The organism is Deinococcus misasensis DSM 22328, assembly GCF_000745915.1.
GTDB lineage: Bacteria > Deinococcota > Deinococci > Deinococcales > Deinococcaceae > Deinococcus_C > Deinococcus_C misasensis.
Window position 1 is genome coordinate 140,370 of the sequence record NZ_JQKG01000003.1, and the last position, 22,239, is coordinate 162,608.

General features: G+C 59.6%; 17 protein-coding genes. 15 read left to right on the forward strand and 2 right to left on the reverse strand.

Annotated features, from left to right (window positions below; translation table 11 throughout):
• Positions 1-19: 19 nt before the first annotated feature.
• The gene (locus tag Q371_RS03790; protein WP_034336298.1) at positions 20-1,825 is read right to left on the reverse strand and encodes a glycoside hydrolase family 2 protein; all 1,806 of its coding nucleotides are present in this window, start codon (positions 1,823-1,825) and stop codon (positions 20-22) included.
• On the reverse strand, positions 1,818-4,316 hold the full coding sequence (locus Q371_RS03795; RefSeq protein ID WP_034336300.1) for an alpha-mannosidase: 2,499 nt from the start codon (positions 4,314-4,316) through the stop codon (positions 1,818-1,820). Before Q371_RS03795 ends, Q371_RS03790 begins: the two co-directional genes overlap by 8 nt.
• Before the next feature lie 111 nt (positions 4,317-4,427).
• Between Q371_RS03795 and Q371_RS03800 the strand changes: the two genes are divergently transcribed.
• The 15 genes from Q371_RS03800 (at position 4,428) to Q371_RS03870 (ending at position 22,214) form a co-directional block, all read left to right on the forward strand.
• Positions 4,428-6,197, forward strand: coding sequence for an alpha-amylase family protein (locus Q371_RS03800; RefSeq protein ID WP_034336303.1), 1,770 nt, complete (start codon positions 4,428-4,430; stop codon positions 6,195-6,197).
• A complete protein-coding gene (locus tag Q371_RS03805) occupies positions 6,194-9,037 on the forward strand; it encodes an alpha-mannosidase (RefSeq protein WP_157442497.1) in 2,844 nt (947 codons plus the stop codon). Before Q371_RS03800 ends, Q371_RS03805 begins: the two co-directional genes overlap by 4 nt.
• Positions 9,034-9,669, forward strand: a complete 636-nt coding sequence (locus Q371_RS03810; RefSeq protein WP_034336309.1) for an aspartate/glutamate racemase family protein — start codon at positions 9,034-9,036, stop codon at positions 9,667-9,669. The genes Q371_RS03805 and Q371_RS03810 overlap by 4 nt, the downstream gene beginning before the upstream one ends.
• Positions 9,666-10,574: a class II fructose-bisphosphate aldolase gene (locus Q371_RS03815; protein WP_034336313.1), complete on the forward strand. Its 909-nt coding sequence runs from the start codon at positions 9,666-9,668 to the stop codon at positions 10,572-10,574. The genes Q371_RS03810 and Q371_RS03815 overlap by 4 nt, the downstream gene beginning before the upstream one ends.
• 21 nt (positions 10,575-10,595) lie before the next feature.
• A complete protein-coding gene (locus Q371_RS03820) occupies positions 10,596-11,249 on the forward strand; it encodes a DUF624 domain-containing protein (protein WP_084571217.1) in 654 nt (217 codons plus the stop codon).
• Positions 11,250-11,291: 42 nt separating this feature from the next.
• Positions 11,292-12,092, forward strand: a complete 801-nt coding sequence (locus Q371_RS03825; RefSeq protein ID WP_034336319.1) for a sugar phosphate isomerase/epimerase family protein — start codon at positions 11,292-11,294, stop codon at positions 12,090-12,092.
• Entirely contained in the window at positions 12,089-13,150 is a 1,062-nt protein-coding gene (locus Q371_RS03830) for a Gfo/Idh/MocA family protein (protein ID WP_211253797.1), read from the forward strand. Before Q371_RS03825 ends, Q371_RS03830 begins: the two co-directional genes overlap by 4 nt.
• Before the next feature lies 1 nt (position 13,151).
• The gene (locus tag Q371_RS03835) at positions 13,152-14,591 is read left to right on the forward strand and encodes an MBL fold metallo-hydrolase (RefSeq protein WP_034336325.1); all 1,440 of its coding nucleotides are present in this window, start codon (positions 13,152-13,154) and stop codon (positions 14,589-14,591) included.
• Positions 14,588-15,946 (forward strand): protein O-GlcNAcase, encoded by a 1,359-nt coding sequence (locus Q371_RS25265; RefSeq protein WP_051963171.1) that lies wholly within the window; start codon positions 14,588-14,590, stop codon positions 15,944-15,946. The genes Q371_RS03835 and Q371_RS25265 overlap by 4 nt, the downstream gene beginning before the upstream one ends.
• On the forward strand, positions 15,946-17,235 hold the full coding sequence (locus Q371_RS03845) for an amylo-alpha-1,6-glucosidase (protein ID WP_034336328.1): 1,290 nt from the start codon (positions 15,946-15,948) through the stop codon (positions 17,233-17,235). The genes Q371_RS25265 and Q371_RS03845 overlap by 1 nt, the downstream gene beginning before the upstream one ends.
• On the forward strand, positions 17,232-18,116 hold the full coding sequence (locus tag Q371_RS25270; protein WP_169743785.1) for a carbohydrate kinase family protein: 885 nt from the start codon (positions 17,232-17,234) through the stop codon (positions 18,114-18,116). The genes Q371_RS03845 and Q371_RS25270 overlap by 4 nt, the downstream gene beginning before the upstream one ends.
• Entirely contained in the window at positions 18,101-18,742 is a 642-nt protein-coding gene (locus tag Q371_RS03855; RefSeq protein ID WP_034336331.1) for a ThuA domain-containing protein, read from the forward strand. The genes Q371_RS25270 and Q371_RS03855 overlap by 16 nt, the downstream gene beginning before the upstream one ends.
• A 2-nt stretch (positions 18,743-18,744) precedes the next feature.
• Complete coding sequence (gene otnK / locus Q371_RS03860) at positions 18,745-19,971, forward strand: 3-oxo-tetronate kinase (protein WP_034336334.1); 1,227 nt, start codon at positions 18,745-18,747, stop codon at positions 19,969-19,971.
• The gene (gene otnC / locus Q371_RS03865) at positions 19,968-20,588 is read left to right on the forward strand and encodes a 3-oxo-tetronate 4-phosphate decarboxylase (RefSeq protein WP_034336337.1); all 621 of its coding nucleotides are present in this window, start codon (positions 19,968-19,970) and stop codon (positions 20,586-20,588) included. The genes otnK and otnC overlap by 4 nt, the downstream gene beginning before the upstream one ends.
• Positions 20,589-20,942: 354 nt before the next feature.
• Positions 20,943-22,214: an ABC transporter substrate-binding protein gene (locus tag Q371_RS03870; protein WP_034336340.1), complete on the forward strand. Its 1,272-nt coding sequence runs from the start codon at positions 20,943-20,945 to the stop codon at positions 22,212-22,214.
• The last annotated feature ends 25 nt before the right edge of the window (positions 22,215-22,239 follow it).

Consider the following 22,239-nt stretch of genomic DNA (forward strand, 5'->3'; position numbering starts at 1 on the left):
CACGGTCTCAAGAAACCGATCATTGCTGTGTTTTGCCCTTCTCCTGACCCATCAGCCACCTCCTTGCGTAACCCAGAGGATTCTTGGAATCAAATTCACCGCGGGTGCTCTGGTGCGCGGCTTCCAGCGGAAATTTGGGTTTTCGGTCCATGGTGAGGAGGCCGTTTTGCTCCTGATAAGTGTCGGTCAGCTGGGTGTAACAGAACCCATGCAACCCTTTGAGGTCGATGGTTTTTCGCAATGCGGTCAGCAGGAGGTGGTACTGGCTTTGAAAATCTTCCGGGGTGCTGGCCGAGGTGTACCCCCAGCCCCCTTCGGAGGGGCTGCACAGGATGCCTCCAAACTCACTGAGGATCACCGGTTTCTGGCCGGGCTCAAACCCCTCAAGGCGCTGCTGGCGCCCTCCCGGCCAGAGTTGCCAGTGGGTCTGCTCGATGGATTCGGGGCTGTGGTAGCGCTCGAACAGCTTTTCAGGGCTCGGGTCGTAATCGTGGAGGGTGTAGAGGTCTCCGGTGACCTGCTCCCAGCCGTCGTTGGCACTGACCGGACGGGTGCCGTCCAGCGTGTGGGTCAGGTGGTACAGGGTGTGCTGGTAATGGCGGGTGGCGGGGTTCTCTGCAAGCTCGGGCAGGCCCCACGATTCATTGAACGGCACCCACACCACAATGCACGGATGGGATACGTCCCGATGGATCACTTCATGCCACGTCTGCAGAGCCTTGTGAACCGCTTTTTCCCCGAAGGCGTAATGGCTGGGCAACTCCTCCCACACCAGCAGCCCGATTTCATCGCACCAGCGCAGGAATTCCGGGCTTTCGATTTTCTGGTGTTTGCGCACCCCATTGAACCCGAGTTTGCGGGTCAGTTCCACATCCTCTTTCAGTTCGGCACTTGTGGCCGTGAGTCCCCCTTCCGTCCAGATCCCCTGATCGAGCACCAGACGCAAGGGATACGGTCTGCCGTTGAGCATGAATCGGCGTCCCCGAGCTCCAAATTGCCGCATGGCGGTGTAGGAGGTCACCCGGTCGGTCTGCCCACCGGCCTTCAGGGTGAGGGTGGCGTGCAGCAAACGGGGATGCTCGGGAAACCACAGCAGGTCGTCGCGCAGGTCGTCGATGCCGGGGTCCGGGAAGTGCAGGGTGCGTTCCAGCACCTGACCTTGCACCCGGCAGGTGTCGGAAATCAGGTCTTCGATTTCGAGGTGCAGTTCCCCGTCCACTTTTGCACTGAATTCCACACGCACGGTCAGGGTGAAACGGGACACGTCCGGGGTCCAGCGCACGTTCTGGATGTGCAGCTCTGGCACTTTTTCCAGCCACACGGTTTGCCAGAGGCCACTGGTTCTGGGGTACCAGATGGCGTGCGGGGTTTCCTGCCAGTCCTGCTTGCCCCTCGGGAGGTGGAGGTCCTGAGGATCGTCCAGCACATGTACCGCCAGCACCAGATCTTCAGTGGGATTTTCTTGCACCTGCCCAGTGATGTCAAAGGAAAAGGGGGTGTACCCTCCTTCATGTGTGCCGATGGGGTGCCCATTCAGATACACATGGGCCGTTTCATCTGCCGCGCCGAAATGCAAGATCAGGCGCTCGTCTGGCCCGGGCAGAAAACCCTCCAGTGGCACGGTGCGCCGGTACCAGAGCGAAGGATGAAACCCCATGTCGTGAATCCCGCTCCTCGGGGTCTCGGGGGCGTAAGGGACCTGAATTTTCCGGTCAAAGTGCACGTTTCTGAGGTGTCTCTCCTCACTGAAGGCAAAGTCCCACGTTCCATTCAGGGAGCAGAAAGATTCCCGTTTCAGGAGGGGACGGGGGTAAAAATCAGGCATGCTCCTCCTCCAGAAAATTCACCTGCTGCACCCTCTGGCCGCTGATTTTCAGGCTGAGCACCTGATGGGCTTTCAGGTGCACGGGCACCTCCCTGTCCATGAGTTTCAGGGTCCCGGAGGTGCCCTGTCCGGTGGTTTCATGGATGCGCAGCACCATGCCGTTCCCGTCTTCGGCCCCTTTCCATGCGGTGATGTGCAGGTGCTCGGGTTGGATGGACAGGAAAGAGTGGGTTTGTGGGAGGGTGCCAGCGTGCACGTGTTCCCGCACGAACGGCAAAGGCGCATTGAGGGCGTGGGCTTTCTGGGGAACCTGCGCGGCCCTCCAGTCTCCGGCGTGGGGCACCAGACTCCAGTGGAAGGTCTGTTTTCCCTGATCCTGCACGGGGTACTGCCACTCTGGGTCCAGTTTCGCCGGGTCGTGGTGGGCGTGCACAGCGCTCCGCAGCACGGTGAGCCGCAAGTCTCCGCCCAGCACACTTCCAGAGGCTTTTCCGTCGTTTAGAAGAACAAGCCCGGCCTGCATGGGGACCCCTCTGGCATTCCTGAGGGTGCCCGAGACATCCAGCCATGCTTGCAGGGGTTCTTCTTCGCCGTCTGTCGGGCGCACCACCGAACCGTAAGGCACTTCGAAAGTGGCGGTGGTGTCTGCCAGGCCTGTGGGAAAAGCCAGTTGCACTGCCATGTGCTGTCCGTGCCAGTCGAGGTGGGTGGTCCCGTCAATCTGCGGGCTTTCCCGGTACAGGGAAAAGTCCTGATGGGCGGTGGAATTTCCGTACCTCAGGTGTGCCCGAACGGTGGCGCGCACCGGTCCCTCTTCCAGCACGGTGAGTCCTTCGCACTGGAACACCCCGAGCAGGTGACGCAAAGACTTGATGCCGTGCCCCCACGTGTCGGTGGAGTCGTGCATCACCAGCAGTTGCCCACCTGCCCCGGAGAGCAGTTCAAGGTCCTGTTGTTTGTCTTTCAGGGACTTCAGGCTCCCGGTGTGGGGGTTCAGTTCCAGCCTCCACCACTGGTTTTCCAGCACTGTAGAGGTGACCTGAAGCATTCCCAGACCTTCTGGCACGGGTGCAGCAGGACGGTCCACAATCCGGTACATCCGGTAACCCAGAGGGGGCACCGTCACATGGAACAGCACCCTCGGGCGGCCCCCGGAGGCGCTCTCTGGAGCGGTGAACTGGTGGTGGAGGCTGTTGCCGTTTTCGTCCATCACCAGCAGGTCTTCGGTGTGCCAGTCGTTGATTTCCACAAAGAGGGTTTCGGAGCGTTCAAAACTGGAGGGGTTGAAGACCACCACCGGCACCCCATCCCCGTAATCCGTGACCCACCCCGAGAAATCCCATCTGGTGGAGCGGATCACCTCGGGAACGTCCTGCTGGTTCAGGCGGGTGTCCATCCCATCTGCGAGGGTTTGCATGGCCACAAAAGCCCAGTGGTGGGCGGTGGCAAGGGTTTCGCCCAGTTCGTTTCTGGCGTCCTGATAGGCGCTTTCGATGCTGCTTCCGGCCAGAATGTCATGGAACTGGTTGAACAGCAGGCGTTTCCACGCCCGGGTCAGTTCGGATGCCGGGTAGGTCATGCCCTGTTCCGTCGCCATGCTGCACAGCTTTTCGGCGGTCATCAGGGCATGCTCGGCTTTGCGGTTGAGGCGCTTGATTTCGCTGTGGGCGGCGTAACACCCTCTGGCGTGGTGCTGCATTTCCCCCTCATGGGTCGGGTGCGGCAAGTTTTCCATGCGCTCAAAGAACCCTTCCAAACTCCCGAGCTTCAAGGTGGGCCAGTCGGGGCTGTCATTCAGCCTCCGGATGCTTTCGATGGCTTTGATGGTGGGGCCTCCGCCGTGGTTGCCCACCCCGAACAGCCCGGCCCATTCGGTCAGGTGCTCGGGCCTCCAGTGCAGGTTGCGTTCCAGACTGGTATCGATGAATTTGGGGCTGGTGTTGTAGCATTCCACGTGCCAGCTGAGGATCTGGGTGCCGTCCAGCCCTTTCCAGAAGAACAGGTGGCTGGGAAGCTCGATTTCGTTGGCACCGGGCCGCATGAACACGAAAGACTTCAGGCCACTCTGGGCGAAAAGCTGGGGCAGGGTGGCCGGGTGCCCGAAAGAGTCGGGCAGGAAGGCCACGGTGGCTTTGCGTCCCACCAGACGCTCCAGTTCACGCTGTCCGTATAAACCCTGTCTGGCGAGGGCTTCACCGTGCGGCAGGTTGACGTCCGGCTCGACCCACCATCCGCCCACCGGTTCCCACTGGCCCCTCTGGACGGCTTCGCGGATTTCTTGCAGGAGTGTGGGGTGGTTTTCCATCCATGCGTACTGGGCCACGCTGGAATGCACGAACACCATGTCCGGGTTTTCCTTCAGGCGGTCCAGAGCACTCCTGAAGGTGGCTTTGACGGTTTCGTAGCCTTCTTGCCAGTTCCACAGCCAGACCGGGTCGATGTGGGCGTGTCCGATGAGGGTGAAGGTGAGGTCTTTGCTTCGCAGGTTCATCCGGGCTCCTTTGCAGGGGGGAGGGGCGTGTGATCACCCTTGACTTGTATTATTTAAATTGATTAAAAAATAGAGTAACCTTGAACCAACACCCAACACAAGGGGGGCACTGTGACCCAGACCGAGCACACCTTCACCCGCACACCCGAGGGGCACCTCTCGCTGCACACCCCTCACTATTCGATCCTGATTCCACCTGAACGGCCCTACGCCCAACTGCGGGATGCTCAGGGCAACCTGTGGACCGAACTGTTTCTGGCTTTTTCCGCGCACACCCTGCAAGGACAGGACCGCACCGCTCGCATTGAACCCGAAGTTCAGGGCAACACCGTGACCTTCAAGTTGCTGGGAGGCGTCTGGCAGGAAAAAAGGCTGCACTTCACCTTCCATGAGGACCGCATCGACATCACCCCCGAGGTGCAGGGCACTGGAGACCTCACCGACCTGCATTACCTCGGGGGGTACTACAGCGGTCACCTGCGCTGGGGAAGCGGGTTTTTCCAGAGTGGCACCCGTTTTGGTCGGGTCTTCAACCCCGAGCCGCACGGACAGGAACGGCGCACCATCCCGGCAGCGGAAAGCACCACCATCGACGTGATGGGCACCAGCATCCCCGGCAAAGCCCACTGGTTTTTCACCCCTGCACCGTATTTTTACGCCTTCACACAGGACCAGAGCCCCCCAGCCCTCAGCCTCGGGGCCGATCAGGGGGGAAGCCCTCTGGAAACGGCCCTTTCAGGCAACAGTGACCTGTGGATGACCGCAGGCTTGAAGGTTCAGGACGGCATGCACCATTTCACGGGCTTCCATTACCACGGCACCGAAGGGGCATATTCGCTGAGCCTCAGTTACGAAGGGCACACCCGCATAGAAGGCCATTTCACCATGCCCACCCTGCAAATTGCCTTTGCCCCGGACCCCTATCAGGGGCTGGAAGATTACGTGAGAAAGCTCGGGATTCCCGACAAACCCCAGCAACCCAACTGGTGGTTCACCCCGATCCAGTGCGGATGGGGCGCACAGTGCTACACCGCGCAGGTCAAAGGCACCCGTGCCCCCGAGGAGTGCACCGAAGCCAACTACAACCACTACCTTGAAGTCCTGTCCAGCCAGCAGATCCACCCCGGCATTCTGGTCCTCGATGACAAATGGTCCAGCACCTACGGCACCTGCGAAGTGGACCGCCAGAAATGGCCCAATCTGGAACGCTGGATCGAAGCGGCCCACGCCAGAGGCCAGAAGGTGCTGCTCTGGTGGAAAGCCTGGGACCCTGAAGGGCTGCCCACTGAAGCCTGCGTGCTCAACGACCTTGATGAGCCCATCGCTGCCGATCCCACCAGTCCGGTGTACAGAAACATCCTGCAAAAAGCCGTGCGGACCATGCTCCTCGATTACGGCGCAGACGGCTTCAAGGTGGATTTCTCCGCACGAACCCCCAGCGGTCCCGGTCTGAAGGTGAACGGTCCAAAATGGGGGGTTGAACTCCTCCACGAACTGCTGAAAATCCTGCACGATGAAGCCAAACGGGTCAAACCGGACGCTCTGGTGATGACCCACACCCCCAACCCGTACTTCCATGACGTCACCGACATGGTGCGCCTCAACGACGTGAACACCGGACAGGACGTGGTTTCGCAGATGAGGCACCGCTTCCGGGTGGCCCGAGCGGCCCTGCCCCACCACCCCATCGACACCGACAACTGGCCGATGCCCGGCAAGCAGGCATGGCGGGATTACGTGGCCCTGCAGCCCGAACTCGGGGTGCCCAGCCTGTACTTTGTGAGCCATCTGGACGGCTCGAAAGAAGCCCTCACCGAAGAGGATTACCGGCTGGTCCGTGAAGTGTGGGCCCAGCACGCAGAAAAGAGGACCTTGCTGTGAACCCCAAATACACCGTGCACATGTACCACCACACCCACTGGGACCGCGAGTGGTGGGGCACCCTGCAACGCTTCCGCTACCGTCTGGTGCACACCATTGACCGGATTCTGGACACCATCGAAAACACCCCGGAGTTTACCTGTTTCGTGCTGGACGGTCAGACCATCGTGCTGAAAGATTATCTGGAGGTGCGACCCCAGCAGCAAGAACGCCTGAAAAAACACATCCAGGGCGGGAAACTTTTTGTGGGACCGTGGCACATCCTGCCCGATGAATTTCTGGTTTCCGGTGAGGCAACCATCCGCAACCTCTGGCTGGGAGAGCGCACCGTCCGGCAGATGGGGATTCCCAAAAGCAAAGTCGGGTACCTGCCAGACCAGTTCGGGCACATTGCGCAGATGCCGCAAATTCTGAGGGGTTTTGACATCCAGAGTGCCGTGGTGTGGCGCGGATTTGGAGCCCCACCCCTCGGGCAGGAGGACGGCACCGGAGATCAGGGCAAAGATTACTACCTGTTCCCGAAAGCCCGCAACAAGGACGTGTTCCCCGAGCGCATGCAAAACGAGTTCTGGTGGCAGGCCATGGACGGCACCCGTGTGCTGGGGGTGTTTCTGCCGCTGGAATATTACCGCAGCCACTTCAAAGAAGACCCCCAGAACCCCGAGTGGACCCATGACCAGACGGTGGGCCGCTCCCTGCGCACCCTCAACCACCTGAAAGCCTACGCCGCCACCGATTTCATTCTGGAACCGATGGGCGGAGACCACCTGAACGTGGACCCCCGTTTGCCCCGCTTGCTGAACACCCTCAATGAAAAAATCGCCAGCGAGGGGTTCGTGTACCAGCAAAGCTCTCTGGATGCTTTTGTGGAAAGGGTACAGACCCAGCAAGACCGCGTTTCGGTGGTCTGGAAAGGGGAGGGGCGGGCTTTTGGACGCAAAGCCCACCTGCTGCCAGGGGTGTTCAGTGCACGGATGCACCTCAAACAAATGAATGCCCGCACCCAGACCGAACTCGAACGGTACGCAGAGCCCTTGCAGGCCATCCAGACCGTGCTGGGAGGCCGTCCAGAGAGGGATTTCCTCTGGCTGGCATGGGAGAAACTGATCCAGAACCATCCGCACGACAGCATCTGTGGGTGCAGCATCGATCAGGTGCACCGCGAAATGCTGCCCCGTTTTGAAGAGGCCCTGCAAATCGCGCAACTCCTCAAAGAAGACGGCCTGCAAATGCTGGCCAACCGGGTGGATGCTCCGCTGGCAGAACCCGCAGATCAGGTGTTTGTGGTGTTCAACCCTCTGGGCTTTCGGCGCACCGATCAGGTGGTCCTGACCCTCAACCCCCATCTGGAAGTGAAACCCGAAGACTGGACGCTGCTCGACGAGCACGGCGCAGAGCAGGTCTTTCAGGTGCGCTCGGTCAGGACCCCTTACGAAAAAACCGAGGCTTTCCCGTGGCTCGGGATCCAGAGCCCTGCCCAGCATGACATGGACGAGGTCACCGAAGCGTATTTCATCGCCGAGGACCTGCCCCCGGTGGGCTACCGCACGTATGTCCTGCGGAAAAGGACCTTTCCCAAACCTTCCCACCGCATTCGGCCTTACACCATCCCCGGAAATGTGGCCCTGCACAAAGGGGACGAACCCATCACCGATCTGATGGTGGGACCCCGCACCCTGCAAAACCGGTTTTTGCGGGTCACCTTAGAGGCCACGGACGGCACCCTCACCCTTGAGGACCTTGAAACAGGACGGGTTTACTCGGGCCTCAACCACTTTCTGGACGGCGGAGACAACGGAGACACCTACAACTACAGCTGGCCCCTCGGGGATCTGGAATTCAGCACCAGAGATGTCAAACCCCACATTCAGGTGCTGGACGCCGGGGCAGCCAGTTCCACCCTCCGGGTGACATGGAAATGGACACTCCCCATCTCTTTAAGTGAAGACCGCCAGAGCCGCAGTGCAGAGTACACCGAACTGATCTTGCACTCCGACATCACCCTGCACGCTTCGGTGAAACGGGTGGACATCCGCACCCATTTTGTGAACACCCTGAAAGACCACCGTTTGCGGGCGGTTTTCCCTCTGGGACGCAAAGTGCAGACCTCCAGCGCGGAAAGTGCCTTCTGTGTGATCGACCGGCCCACCCGCCTTCCAGAAGACCAGAGGAGCAGCGGTGAACCTGCCGTGCATGAACATCCCCAGATGGCTTTCGTGAGTGTGTCAGACGGAGAGAAGGGCCTCAGCATCCTGAACCGGGGCCTCCCGGAATTCAGTGCCGATGAAGACGGCAACATTCACCTGACCTTGCTGCGCACCGTGGGTTACCTGTCCAGAGAGGACCTCTTGACCCGCGTGGGTGGCGCAGGTCCCACCAGCAGCACCCCGGACGCCCAGATGCTTGGTCCGTGCGTGGCCGAGTACAGCATTTACCCCCACAACGGCACATGGGAAGATGCGCACACCGTGAACGTGGCCCACGCCTACAACGCCCCTCTGGTGGCAGACACCCGCACCAGTCAGTTTGTGCCCCTCAGGAACCAGCACCACGTTCCAGATGCGGTGCTTCCCCCTTCGGGCAGCTTTCTGGAGGTGGAAGGGGACGCCCTTTTGACCGCATTCAAACCCGCCGAAGACCATCCGGGCTGGATTGTCCGCTTGGTGAACCAGAGCCACCACCCCCAGACCCTGCGCCTGAAACCCCTGCTGGACGTGAAGACGGCTTCTCTGGTGAACCTGCTTGAACAAAAACAGCACCCCCTGACCCTCGAAGACGGGCAGGTGCAACTGTCGCTGCAACCGTGGCAGATCGTCACGGTGCTGCTGGAGGTCCTGTGAAAACCCTCGCTGTGATCCACACCACCCCTGTGACGGTGCAAACCATGAAAGACCTGCACCAGAAGATCCGCCCGGATGTGCGCCTGATCAACCTCCTCGATGACAGTTTGCTTGCAGATGTGATGCAAGCCGGAAGCCCAACTCCGGAGGTGGAACAGCGCATGAGGTCCTACCTGCAAAACGCCCGTCTGGCCGGGGCGGATGGGGTGATGTGCGCGTGCTCCTCGGTGGGTGAGGTGGTCGAAAAGTTGCGTCCTGACGCTGAAGTTCCCTTCTGGCGCGTGGATGAACCCATGGCCAGAGAAGCTGCCCGTTTGGGGCAAAAAATCGGGGTGATTGCCACGGTGTCTACCACGCTGGAACCCACGGCACGTCTGGTGCAAAGACAGGGGGACATCGAGGTTCAAAAAGTGCTGGTTGAGGGGGCTTACGCTGCTTTGATGACTGGAAACAGCGATCAGCACGACCTGTTGGTGTCCAGAGCCCTGCGTGACCTTCTGGAGCAGGTGGACGTGGTGGTGCTGGCACAGGCCAGCATGGCCAGAGTGGTCGCCACCCTGAACCCGCCTCCAGACAAGCCGGTTTTGAGCAGCCCGGAAAGTGGCCTGCGTGCCGCTCTGGAGGCCCTGTGAAGATTCCTGACAGCCTGAACCTGAACGGCATCCTGCCCCACGCCCAGCAGCACGGGTATGGGGTGGCTGCCTTCTCCGCCCGTTACCTTGCCTGCATCCGGCCTGTGATGGAAGCTGCACAGGAACAGCGCTCTCCGGTGATCATCGAAATCAGCCAGCGGGAACTGGGCTGGTTTCAGGTGACCCCTCTGGAATTTAGAAATGCCCTTGCACAGGTGGTGGAAGACCTGAACGTCACCGTTCCTTTCTGCCTGCATCTGGACCACAGCTGGGATCTGCAAGTGATCCAGAGCGCCATCGATGCCGGATTCAACAGCGTGATGATCGACGCCTCGGCGCAGCCTTTTGAGGAAAACGTGCGCCTGACCCGTCAGGTGGTCGAAATGGCCCGCCCTGAAGGGGTCAGCGTGGAAGCCGAACTGGGCAAACTGACCACCACCGACCGCATGGAAAGCGAAAACGACGAGGAGATGTACACCGATCCCCTCGAAGCAGGCCATTTCGTGGCCGAAACCGGATGTGACGCTCTGGCGGTCAGCATCGGCACGGCACACGGGGTGTACCCGGTCAAGAACCCCAAAATCGATTTTGAACGCCTGCGTTTGATCCGGGCGCAGGTCGGCAGCCTGCCCATCGTGCTGCATGGAGGTTCGGGTTTGCCTGCGGAAACCGTGCATCAGGCCATGCAGATTCCCGGCGGCGGAACCACCAAGATGAACATCGCCACCGATCTGGAAGTGGCTTTGCTCACAGCGATGGGGGGCCTTCCCCGCATGACCAGTGCAGAACTCGATTCGGTGGATCCGGTTCTCAAAGCCAGAGGTCTGAAGGCCGTGAAAGACACCGCCACCGACAAAATCCTGCATTTCGTCAGGTCCGGGAACCGTGCATGGGACACCCATTGATGGTGAAAGGGAAGGCTTCCCATGCTTAGCTTCTGGCGCGGCATCCGCGAAGGGGGAGTGATGGTCTGGCAGCACCTCGCCCTCTTGGTGTTGCTGAACCTGATTTTGCTGGTGCTGGGCTGGACGGTGGTCCTGCTGGGTCCGGCCCTCCTTGCCGTGTACGAATACATCGCCCGCAACCTGCGCGACGGGGAGAAATTGCCCCTGAGCGCCCTGAAAAGTCTGGTCCGCCAGCATCTGATCAGTGGCATGCTGTACCTGCTGGGCTGGGTGCTGCTGCTGGGTTTGCTGTACAGCAATGTGGTGTTCTGGGCGCAGATTTTGCCTGCTTTCGGACAGGCGGTTTTGCTGGTGCTGGGCGGATACCTGCTGGTGCTGGCTCTGGCGGTGCAACCCCACCTGCTGGAACAGCTCACCGTGGGCAAAAAGCCTTACTTGCAGGCCCTTCAATGGGCTTTCCGGGACCTTGCCAGAGAACCTCTGGCTGGACATGTGCACACGCTGGTCCCCCTCACCTTGCTGCTGATCAGCCTGAAATGGTGGACCCTGCCCCTGATCGTGTTCACAGGAGTGGGGCTCGCTTTTGCTGCGACTCGGGTCAAGCCTGTTTACCAGATGCCAGAGCCGGAAGAGGAATACCTTGAGGAGGAAGAAGGCCAGCATGCAGGTGTTTAAAACCCTCACCACAACATCAAATCCAGACTTTTGGAGGCACCCATGACCCGAGATATGGCTTTCAACACCGCCAACTTTGCCTACCGTCAGGCGTTCTATTCCAGCGAGGAGGACTGGGGCATCGCTTGCCGCACCAGTCGGCTGTATTTCTCTCCCATCGAGACGTTCCGTGAACGCATGGATGACATGCTGGCGGAAATTCAGGATCTGGGGTTCTCGCAACTGGAACTCTGGCATTTCCACCTCAACCAGAAGTGGTGGACTTCAGAGCATGTGGAGGTCCTGCAAAGCCTCCTGACAGAACGCAACATGTCGGTGTTTGCCTACTGCGGGGGCTTCGGGGACACCGAAGAGGAATTCCTGAAAACCTGCGAATTGATGCAGCGTCTGGGGATTTCCATTCTGGCCGGAGCCACCCCCCTGCTGTTCAAAAACCGCCCGTTTCTGGTGGAGCAGCTTCGCAAGTACGGCCTCGTGTTCGCTTACGAAAACCACCCCGAGAAAACCCCTCAGGAGGTGCTGGACAAGATTGGCGACACCGACACCGACGTGATCGGCACCACCATCGACACCGGATGGTACGGCACCCAGCAATACCCTGCCGATCAGGCGATCCGGGAACTGAAAGACCGTCTGGTGCACATCCACCTCAAAGACGTGTGCAAGGTGGGCACCCACGAAACCTGCGGTTATCAGGATGGGGTGGTGGACCTTCAGGCGTGTGTGGAGGCCCTCAAAGAGATCGGTTACACCGGAAAAATCAGCGTGGAGCACGAACCCCATGCTTACAAACCCAATGAAGACATCAGGCGCTCTCGGGTGCTGCTGGAGGGATGGCTGTGAACAGAGTGAATGTGGCGGTGGTGGGCTGCGGCGTGATCGCTGCCGTGTACGCCCGGGAAATCCAGACCTTTGACAACCTGCACCTGCTGGGCTGCTTTGACCTCGATCCGGAAAAACGGGACAAGCTGGCCCTCGAAGCGAACTGCAAGGCTTACCCCACCTATGAAGCGCTGCTGGCCGATCCAGAGGTGGATGTGGTCCTCAACCTGACCATTCTGCCCGCCCACTTCGAGGTGTCCATGCAGGCCCTGCAAGCCTCCAAGCACGTGTTCAGTGAAAAACCTCTGGCCTCCAGCAGCAGTGAAGCCAGAGCACTTGTGGAGGCTGCGCAGGCAAATGGGGTCCGTCTGGGATGCGCTCCCATCACCTTCATGGGGGAGGCCCAGCAGAAAGCCCTGCGCACCTTGCGCTCGGGGGCCATCGGGGAAGTGCGCATGATTTATGCGGAAACCAACCACGGGCGCATCGAAACCTGGCACCCCACCCCCTTCAGTTTTTATGAGGTTGGACCGCTCAGGGACGTGGGCGTTTACCCCATGATGGTGATCACCAGCATTTTCGGTCCAGCCAAGCGGGTGTGGGCGTATGGCACGGTCCTCAAGAAAGACCGGGTCAGCAAAAGGGGGGTGCCCTTCGAGGTGCAGGCCCCGGACTGGTACGTGCTGATGATCGAACTGCACAGTGGTCCGGTGGTGCGCCTCACCTGCTCTTTTTACGTGACCCACACCAGCAAACAGACCGGCATCGAGTTCCATGGGGATGAAGGGCAACTCCACCTCTCCAACTGGGTGGAGCCTTCCGCCACGCTGGAACAGGCCCCGTTTGGCAAACCTTACGAACCCCAACCCGAGGACCCCTCCAGCAAAATCCCTTTCCGGTACGCCCTCGGGTTGAGCGAGATGGCCTCTGCGATTCGGGAAAACCGTCCCCACCGGGCCAGTGGTGAGCAGGCCGCGCACATCGTGGACCTGTTTGAAGCCGCCCACCGCTCGATTCAGCAGGGGGGTTTTGTGGAGGTCCACTCGACCTTCACCCCTCCGGCACCCATGGAGGACTGACGTGTGGCAACAGATTCACGGTGGCCTCTATGCTTTTCTGTCCAGCCACCACTGCTACGCCCTGATTGAAGGGCACCGTGCCGTCCTGATCGAGCACCACCCGGAAGCTTTAGCGCAACTGGACACCCTCGGGGTGACGGAAGTGCTCGGGGTGCTGCTCACCCACGTGCACCCTGAAAGCGCAGGCATCCCGGACACACTTCAGGTGGAGGTCCCCGAGGCCGAGCACCCCCTTTTCACCCATCCAGAGGAGGTTTTGGCCCGCCGTCAGCGGTTCAACCGTTACCGGGTCCTGCAAGACGACCACCTCCCGAAAACCGGTCGGGAAGCTGGAAAACTGCTGGATCACGACCGCATTGAACGGCTCGGGACTTTTGAAGTGGTGCCCACCCCCGGACACACGCCGGGCAGTGTGACCTTGCTCCTCGACCATCAGCGGAAACGCTTTGCCTTTGTGGGGGATTTGCTGTCGGGTCCCGGTCAGGTGCTGGACCTGTCGTTCACCCAGTGGAGTTACGGCGGAGGGGAAGGTCTGGCCGGGTCGGTCCTGTCTTTGCTGGACCTGCAAGACCGCAACATCGATGTGCTGCTTCCCGCTCACGGTCAAATCATGTGGGACGCTCAGACGGCACTGTCCCTGACGGTTGATCGCCTGTGGGCTCTGGTGCAGTTGAGGCGTCACAACCCGCGCCTCAAAATCCTCAGGGATGCCCCTTTCGTTCCAGTGACCAAGTGCGTTCTGATGAACCGCACCAGTTTCGCCCACCATTACGTGGTGCTGTCCAGCAGTGGCAAAGCCCTGTTCATCGATTTTGGTTATGACTTCATGTTCGGCATGGCCGACAGCACCGAAAGGCACGCCCGCAGGCCGTGGCTGTACAACCTGCCCCACCTGAAAGCTTTCGGAGTGACCCACATCGACGCGGTGATCCCCACCCACATCCACGATGACCATGTGGCCGGAATTCCCCTTTTAAAACGGGTGCATGGAACTCGGGTCTTGCTGCCCAGACGGTTTGCCGAAGTTCTCGAGCACCCCGAGCAGTGGGATGTGCCCTGCCAGTGGTTTGACCCCATCAAAGCGGACCAAATTGTAGAAGAAACCTTCGTGTGGGAGGAACATATTTTCAAAGTGCTCCCCCTGCCCGGTCACACCCCCCATGCGGTGGGCCTCCTGCTGGACATCGACGGTGAACGCCTGCTTTTTCAGGGGGACGTGCTCGCAGATGACGGTCTGTCCCTGAATTACATTTACCAGAACGGCTTTGACCCGGCCGATTTCGTGCAGGTGGCCCGGATGTTGCAGGCTGAAAAACCCACCTTGCTGCTCGGGGGTCACTGGGACCCGGTGCGGATCACCCCCGAGTGGCTGGACCAGTTGCAACACCGGGCGGAAACCTTGCAGGAATTGCACCAGCAACTTCAGGAGCCTCATCCATGACCCGATTCAGCGGCGTGATCGAAGGTTTTTACGGCAGGCCGTACCGCTTCGCGGAGCGCCACAGTTTGATTGCCCTGATGGGTGACCTCGGGCTGAACACCTACCTGTACGGACCCAAAAACGACACCCAGCACCGCAACCGCTGGCGTGAACCCTACACCCCAGAGGAAATGGCCCTTTTCGCCCGACTGACCGAGCACGCCCGGTCCTGCGGAGTGGATTTCATGGTGGGGCTGAGCCCTCTGGAATTCCATTACAGCGATCCACAAGACCTCAGCCTCCTGCTTGACAAACAACAGCAGTTTCTGGATATCGGCGTGCAGTCTTTTTCGCTTTTCCTTGATGACATGCCCGACCGTTTCCGCTATGAGGATGATGCAGAGGCCTTTGGAACGCTGGCCAACGCCCAGAGCCAGTTGTGCCACACGCTTCAAAAGCACACGCCCGGCGTCTTTTCCTTTGTGCCCACCGAGTACTATGGCAGCGGCGACTCTGCTTACCTGCGGGAACTCGGGGAGAAACTGCCCCCAGAGACTGAAGTGTTCTGGACGGGCTCGGACGTGTGCAGCCCGAGCATCACAAGGGAAGAAACCCTGAGGGTTTCCGCCATCCTGAAACGCAAGGTGGTGTACTGGGACAACTATCCGGTCAACGATCTGGACATGCGTTTCGATCCGCACCTGCTGCCTTACCGCAACCGGGAGGCCGGGGTGTGGCAGGAAAGCTCGGGCATCCTCCTGAACCTTGCCCTGCAACCTGAGGCCAGCAAAATCCCCCTGATCACCTTCAGCGAATACCTGCAGCTTGGTGAGCAGTACCAGCCGTTTCAGGCGTGGGAACGTGCGCTTTTGAGATGCACCGGAAACCCTCAGGACGCCAGAGCCGTGCAGTGGCTTGCCGAACTGGCCAGACGGGACCCTCTGGGTCCACATGAGGCGCTGGACAATCTCCTGTACCCCCTGATGGACCACTTCTGGCAGGAAAGGGGAGGGGCGCCCGAGCAGGCCGGACCAGAATTGCAGGGTCGCCCACCCATCCAGCTTTCCGAAGCCCCTTCAATGCATTTGAGGGACGTTGCCTTGCAACTTGAACACGCGGTGTTTCGTCTGGAGCACCTGCAAAACCGTGACCTGCTCACCGACCTGCTGCCATGGACCCGCAAACTCAAAGGCTGTGTGCGCATCCTGAAACTCTCCCTCGCGGTGATTGACCACCCGCAGGACACCCGCCTCAGGGAAGTGCTGTTTGAGGACCTCCCAGAAGTGCGGGCAGATTTTCACTGGGTGGCAGGAGACCTGATCGACCAGTTTGCCCGCAGGTGCGTGTGGCACGCCCATCAGCAAGGAGGACAGTGATGGATCAGGCCCGTGAAATTGCCGAGAAACGCCTGCTCGCCAACGGAAGCCCCCTCGGGCTTCTGGGGTCCAGCACCGCTTACCAGCAGGTGTGGGCCAGAGACAGCATGATTTGCGGTCTGGGTTTGATGGTGACCCGCGACCCTCAGGGACCGGAGATCATGCGGCGCAGCCTGAACACCCTGCAAGCCTACCAGAGCAGGCTCGGGAACATTCCGCACAACGTGGGATTCACTGGGATTCCCGACCCGGCATTGATTGCCCACGGGGGAAGTCTGCAGGTGGGAGAGGGCAAGCCACAAGTGGTGGTGGACACCGCCCATGCCGGGTGCATCGACAACAGTTTGTGGTTCATCATCGGGCAGCATTACACCCACCAGATGGATCAGGACACCATGCGTCTGAAAGCAGCGTGGCAGGCCATCCAGCGGGCTTACACCTGGCTGGAATATCAGGATTCCAACGAATGTGGCCTGCTGGAGGTCCACGAGGCGATGGACTGGGCCGATTTGTTTGCCAACCGTTACAACAGCCTGTGGCCCAACGTGCTCTGGTACGCTGCCCAGAAAAGCATGGCTGGCATGGCAGAAGCGCTCGGGCAAGACCCGGAGGTGTATTTGCAGCGTGCAGAGGACATCCGCTTCAAAATCAACACCCTGCTGTGGGTGGGACCCGAGGTGCCCAAAGACCTCGGGTGGGTGGAGAACCACCGCAAGGAATGGCTGTACCCGATCCGGGCCACCGTGAACCTGTATCAGGAAAGGCCGTACTTTCTGCCTTACATGGCCTTCCGGGACTGGTGTGACCGCTTTGACACCTTCGGGAACCTGTGTGCCATTCTGTTCGGGGTGGCAAATGAGCAGCAAACCGCCAGAATTTTCGATTTCATCCGCAGCCACGGCATCGATGAGCCCCACCCCATCAAAGCCCTGTACCCTCCGGTGATGCCCGGAGAGCGGGAATGGCGTGAATACTACCGGGTGCGCAACCTCAACCTGCCCGACCATTACCACAACGGCGGAGCGTGGCCGTTTCTGGGCGGCTTTTACGTGGCCGCTCTGGTGAAAGCTGGCAGGCTTGCGGAGGCCAGACACCAGCTCGCACGTCTCACCGAAATGAACCGCATGGCCCGAGAGCCCGGTCAGGAATGGGACTTCAACGAATGGTTTCACGGCAGGAGCGGCAAACCGGCAGGTTTTCGCGGCCAGAGCTGGTCCACCGCCATGTACATCTATGCCCACGAGTGCGTGCAGCGTGGGGAATGCCCGGTGTTTGGGGGTTTGTGGTGAAGTTCATTGCGGTGGGGGGCGTCCTGATGGATTTTCTCCGACAGGAGGACAAAAGCTGGCTGACCCGGCCCGGAGGCAGTGCATGGAACGTGGCCCGGGTGATGGCCAAGCTCGGGATCACGCCCGGATTCATGGGGGCGATCAGCACCGACCCGTTTGGCGAAACCTTGCTGGAAGCCACCGTGAAGGCCGGTATCCGCACCGACTTGATCCAGAGGACCCCTGCGCCCACCAGCCTGTCTTTCGTGTTCCAGTCCCATCCGGCCACCTATGCTTTCCGTGCCGAAGGGGGCAGCGACCGCCAACTGGTTCCTTCGGCCAGCCTGTGCCGCACAGCCAAACTGGTCTACCTTGGTGGGATCAGTGTGGTGCGTTCACCCCTCCTGCACCAGATGGTTCCTTTCGTGCAGGACCTTGTTCGGCAGGGCATCGATGTGGCTTACGATCCCAATTTCAGGGCTCAGGAGGCCGAGGGGTTCCGCTCCCTGTTCTGGCAACTTTTGCCATTCTTGAAACACCTGAAAGTCTCGGATGAAGACCTCCTCGGCCTGAAAACCAACGTGCAGGACATTCTCAAGTTCAACCCTGACCTACAGGTGCTTTTGACAAAAGGCAGCTTGGGGGCAGAACTGCATACAACTGAAGCGGTCTTCAGGCACGCTGGATACACTGTAAACGTCAGGGACACCGTGGGAGCCGGAGACGCCAGCATGGCTGGCCTGCTGTACCATCTGCTCACTTTCCCTGAAGCCCCACCCTCTGACCTGCTTGCTTTTGCGCTGGGATGCGGTGCAGCTGCCTGCACCCAGCCCGGAGCCCACGCCCCTTCGCTTTCTGAAGTTCACACCCTCATGGAGGAAAACGCATGCCAAAAGCCCTGATCCTTTACGGTGGCTGGGAAGGCCACGACCCGGTCGGATTCAACACATGGTTCACCCAAAGGCTCGAACAGCACGGCTTTGAAGTGAAAAGCCAGAGCCACACCGTCCCCCTTTCTGAAGAAGATGTGCAGGTGGACCTGATCGTGCCCCACGTGACCATGGACAAAATCTCTGGAGAGAGCAGCAAACGGATCCGCGAGGCCGTTCTGAACGGCACCGGATTGGCCGGAATTCACGGCGGAATGGGAGACAGTTTCCGCGAAGACACCGAATTCCAGTTCATGACCGGAGGGCAATTCGTCAGCCATCCCGGCAACATCCGCCCCTACAGCGTGCAAATCAAGGACCATGACCACACGATCAGTCAGGGCCTCGCTGATTTTCAGGTGGTCACCGAGCAGTATTTCATGCACGTGGACCCCGGCAACCATGTGCTGGCCACCACCACCTTTGATGGGGAACACGCCCCGTGGCTGGAAGGCATTGTGATGCCGGTGGCATGGACCCGCATGCACGGCAAGGGGAGGGTCTTCTACCAGTCCATCGGGCATGCCCTCAGTGACATGCAGGTGCCCGAGGTGGAAGCCCTGACCGTGTGCGGCTTGCTCTGGGCCGCAGGACGCTGACCATGCCCGTGCTGGGCTGCATCGCCGATGATTTCACCGGAGGCACCGACCTGGCCAGCAACCTGGTGAAATCCGGTTTCCGTGTGGTACTGACCACCGGACTGCCCGAGGGACCACTGCCGGAGGTAGACGCTCTGGTGGTGGCCCTCAAAATCCGCACCGTTCCCGCTTCAGAAGCAGTTGATGAGGCCCTGAAGGCACTGGATTTCCTGCAAAGGGTGGGCTGCCAGAGGTTTTACTTCAAATACTGCTCCACCTTTGATTCCACCCCTCTGGGGAACATTGGTCCAGTCACGGAAGCCCTGCTGGAACGGCTCTCTGAAACCCACACCATCCTGTGTCCAGCTTTTCCGGACAATGGCCGCACCCTTTATCAGGGGCACCTGTTTGTGGGCAGTCGCCTGCTGAACGAAAGCGGCATGCAGCACCACCCCCTCACCCCCATGACCGACCCCGATCTGGTGCGGGTGCTTTCTGCCCAGAGTCGCCTTCAGGTGGGCCTTCTCTCTCACGACCATGTGTGCAAAGGTCCACAAGCAGCAGGGGAGACACTCGAAACCCTGTCCCAGCAGGCGTCTTTGATCCTGACGGACGCGCTTTGCAATGCAGACCTCCACACCCTTGCAGAGGCCACCTCCCACCTGAAACTGATCACCGGGGGGAGTGGACTGGCCCTCGGGCTGAAACCTCCTGCAACCCATCAAGAAGCCCATCCTTTTGAGTGGTTTGAGGGGCGCAAAGCCATTCTGGCCGGAAGCTGCTCCAGAGCCACCCTGCAACAACTTGAGCAGGCCAAAAGGATTTTTCCACACCTGAAACTGCACCCTGAACAGCTTGCCCGCGATCTTGAAGGCACCCTGCAAACGGCTCTGGACTGGTGCCTGAATCAGCCCGAGGACCTGCCGGTTCTGGTCTACGCCAGTGGTCATCCAGAGGAGGTACAGTCTGCGCAGGAGAGGCTCGGGAAACAGGAAGCTGGTCACCTGATCGAACAGGCCCTTTCAAGTCTTGCAATCCTGCTGAGTGAGAGGGGCTTTACCCGTTTCATTGTGGCCGGAGGTGAGACCTCTGGAGCGGTGGTGCAGGCCCTGAAGGTGCCCTACCTCCAGATTGGCCCGGCCATCTGTCCGGGGGTGCCGTGGACCGCCACCGACCGCCTCAATCTGGCCCTCAAATCTGGCAATTTCGGCTCAGAACGGTTCTTTGAAGAAGCGTGGGAGGTCACATGAACGCATCCCAATGGCGTGAACGCCTCTGCACAGTGGGTCGCAGGCTGTACCAGAGGGGACTCTGCCCGGGCACCTCGGGGAACCTCAGCGTGCGTCTGGAAGACGGCTGGCTCCTCACCCCGACCCGTTCTTGCCTCGGGGAGTTGCTTCCAGAGGACATCAGCTTGCTGGACTTTCAGGGCAACCCCATCTCAGGCAAACCCCCTTCCAAAGAGGCATTCATGCATCTGGCGTACTATCAGCATCGGCCTGAGGCACGGGCAGTGGTGCACTTGCATTCCACCTTTGCCGTCGCGGTTTCCTGTTTGCAGGGCCTGAACCCTGAGTCCTGCGTTCCGTTCATCACCCCGTACTTCGTGATGCAAATTGGCGATTTGCCTCTGGTGCCGTACCACAGGCCCGGTTCTACCCATCTCGGGCAGGAAATTGCCCTCCGTGCAGCGAAACACACCGCGGTCTTGCTGGCGAACCACGGTCCGGTGGTCTCGGGGCGCTCTCTGGATGAGGCAGCTTATGCTACCGAAGAACTGGAAGAAGCTTTGAAGGTGTTTTTTCTTCTGCAAGGTAGATCGTTTCAGGGATTGACGCCAGAGCAGGTGGCTGAACTCAGGCCTTAACCCCGACCCAAGGTGGAACGCAAAGTCGCATGTTCGGGTGATGCAGAAGGAGCCATCAGCCATCAGCCATCAGCCATCAGCCATCAGCCATCAGCCATCAGCCATCAGCCAGAAGGAAAGTCTTCTTCATTGAAAAACCGGAGAGGGGTTTTCTGTTCGGTCTTGCTGTTGTCGAAAGCAAAGGCCTCTGGATCAGCTTTTCACTGACCGCTGAGGGTTGTCTCAGTCGACCTGCCAAACTTCAGACTTTGCCCGAACCTTAACCCCGACCTCCTCTGCCTTGACGAATCCCAATTATTTAATATAATTAAAAAATAAATACAACGCACAACCGGATGACTCCAAGGAGGTCACATGCGTAAAGGTCACTTGCTGTTGCTTACCGTCTCCTGTCTTTCCATGCTGGGAACAGGAACCAGCCTCGCACAGTCCAAGAAAGAAGTGGTCAAACTCAATTTCTGGGCCCACTGGTTGAGTGCCCAACGCAGACCCACCATCGACAAGATCATCAACACCTGGAACGCCAAAAACCCCAACATTCAGGTGGAATACACCGGGATCCCCTTCGACCAGATCATCAACAAAACCCTCGCAGGGGTGGCTGCAGGAAACCCACCTGATGTGGTGGTCATCGACATCCGCACCAGCAAATTCCGCGCAGCCAAAAACCAGATCACCGACATGAGCGCTCTGGGTGCCGACCAGTCCAAAAACCTGTTCTTCCCCAACCTGTACGCCACCGGAACCTACAAAGGCAAGCAATACGCCCTGCCCTTTGTGACCGACACCCGAGTGCTCTTCTACAACAAGAAAGCCTTCAAGGAAGTCGGACTGGACCCCAACAAGGCCCCCAAAACCTGGGATGACCTCTGGAACTTCTCCAACAAGCTCGACAAGAAAGATGGCGACCGCTATGTGCGGATGGGCTTCCACCCCAACTTCGGGGATTTCGGGTACACCGGATGGGTGGGCAACGTTGGAGACACCCTCTTCGACAAAGAATTTGAAGATCCCCGCGTCAACAACGCCAACGCCGTCAAAGCTCTGGAATTCATGAAGAAGTGGACCGACCGTTACGGCTCACAGAACTACTCCAGCTTCAAAGCTTCCTTCGGTGGAGCCGGACAGGACGAATTCATGAGCGGCAAGGTGGCCATGGTGGTGCGCAACGGCAACTACATCACCACCCTGAACCGCAACGCGCCCGACATGGAATGGGGAATGGTCTCCGTGCCCACCCCGAGCGGAAAACCCGCCAGCATGACCTCATGGGGTGGCGGATTCAACCTGGAGATTCCCAAAGGCACCAAGCACCCCAAAGAAGCGTTTGCTTTTGCCCGTTACCTCGCCACCGAAGGGGCCAAAGTCTGGGCCGCAGAGCAAAACGACATCCCAGCGTCCCGCACTGCACAAAACGCCAACCCCAACCCCCTGTTCAAGCAACTGATCAACAACATGAAGTACACCTTCGTGATGCCTGCCCCGGTTTACGCCCCCACCTACGAAACCGCCGTCAACAAAGCTGTGGACGATGTGCTGCTGCGTGGCCGTGACCCCAAAGAGGCTCTGGACGAAGCCCAGAAGACCGTCGAGAAAATCGTGCAGGAGGGCAAACGCGATTTTTGAGCGTTGAAGTTTGAACTTGCATCCA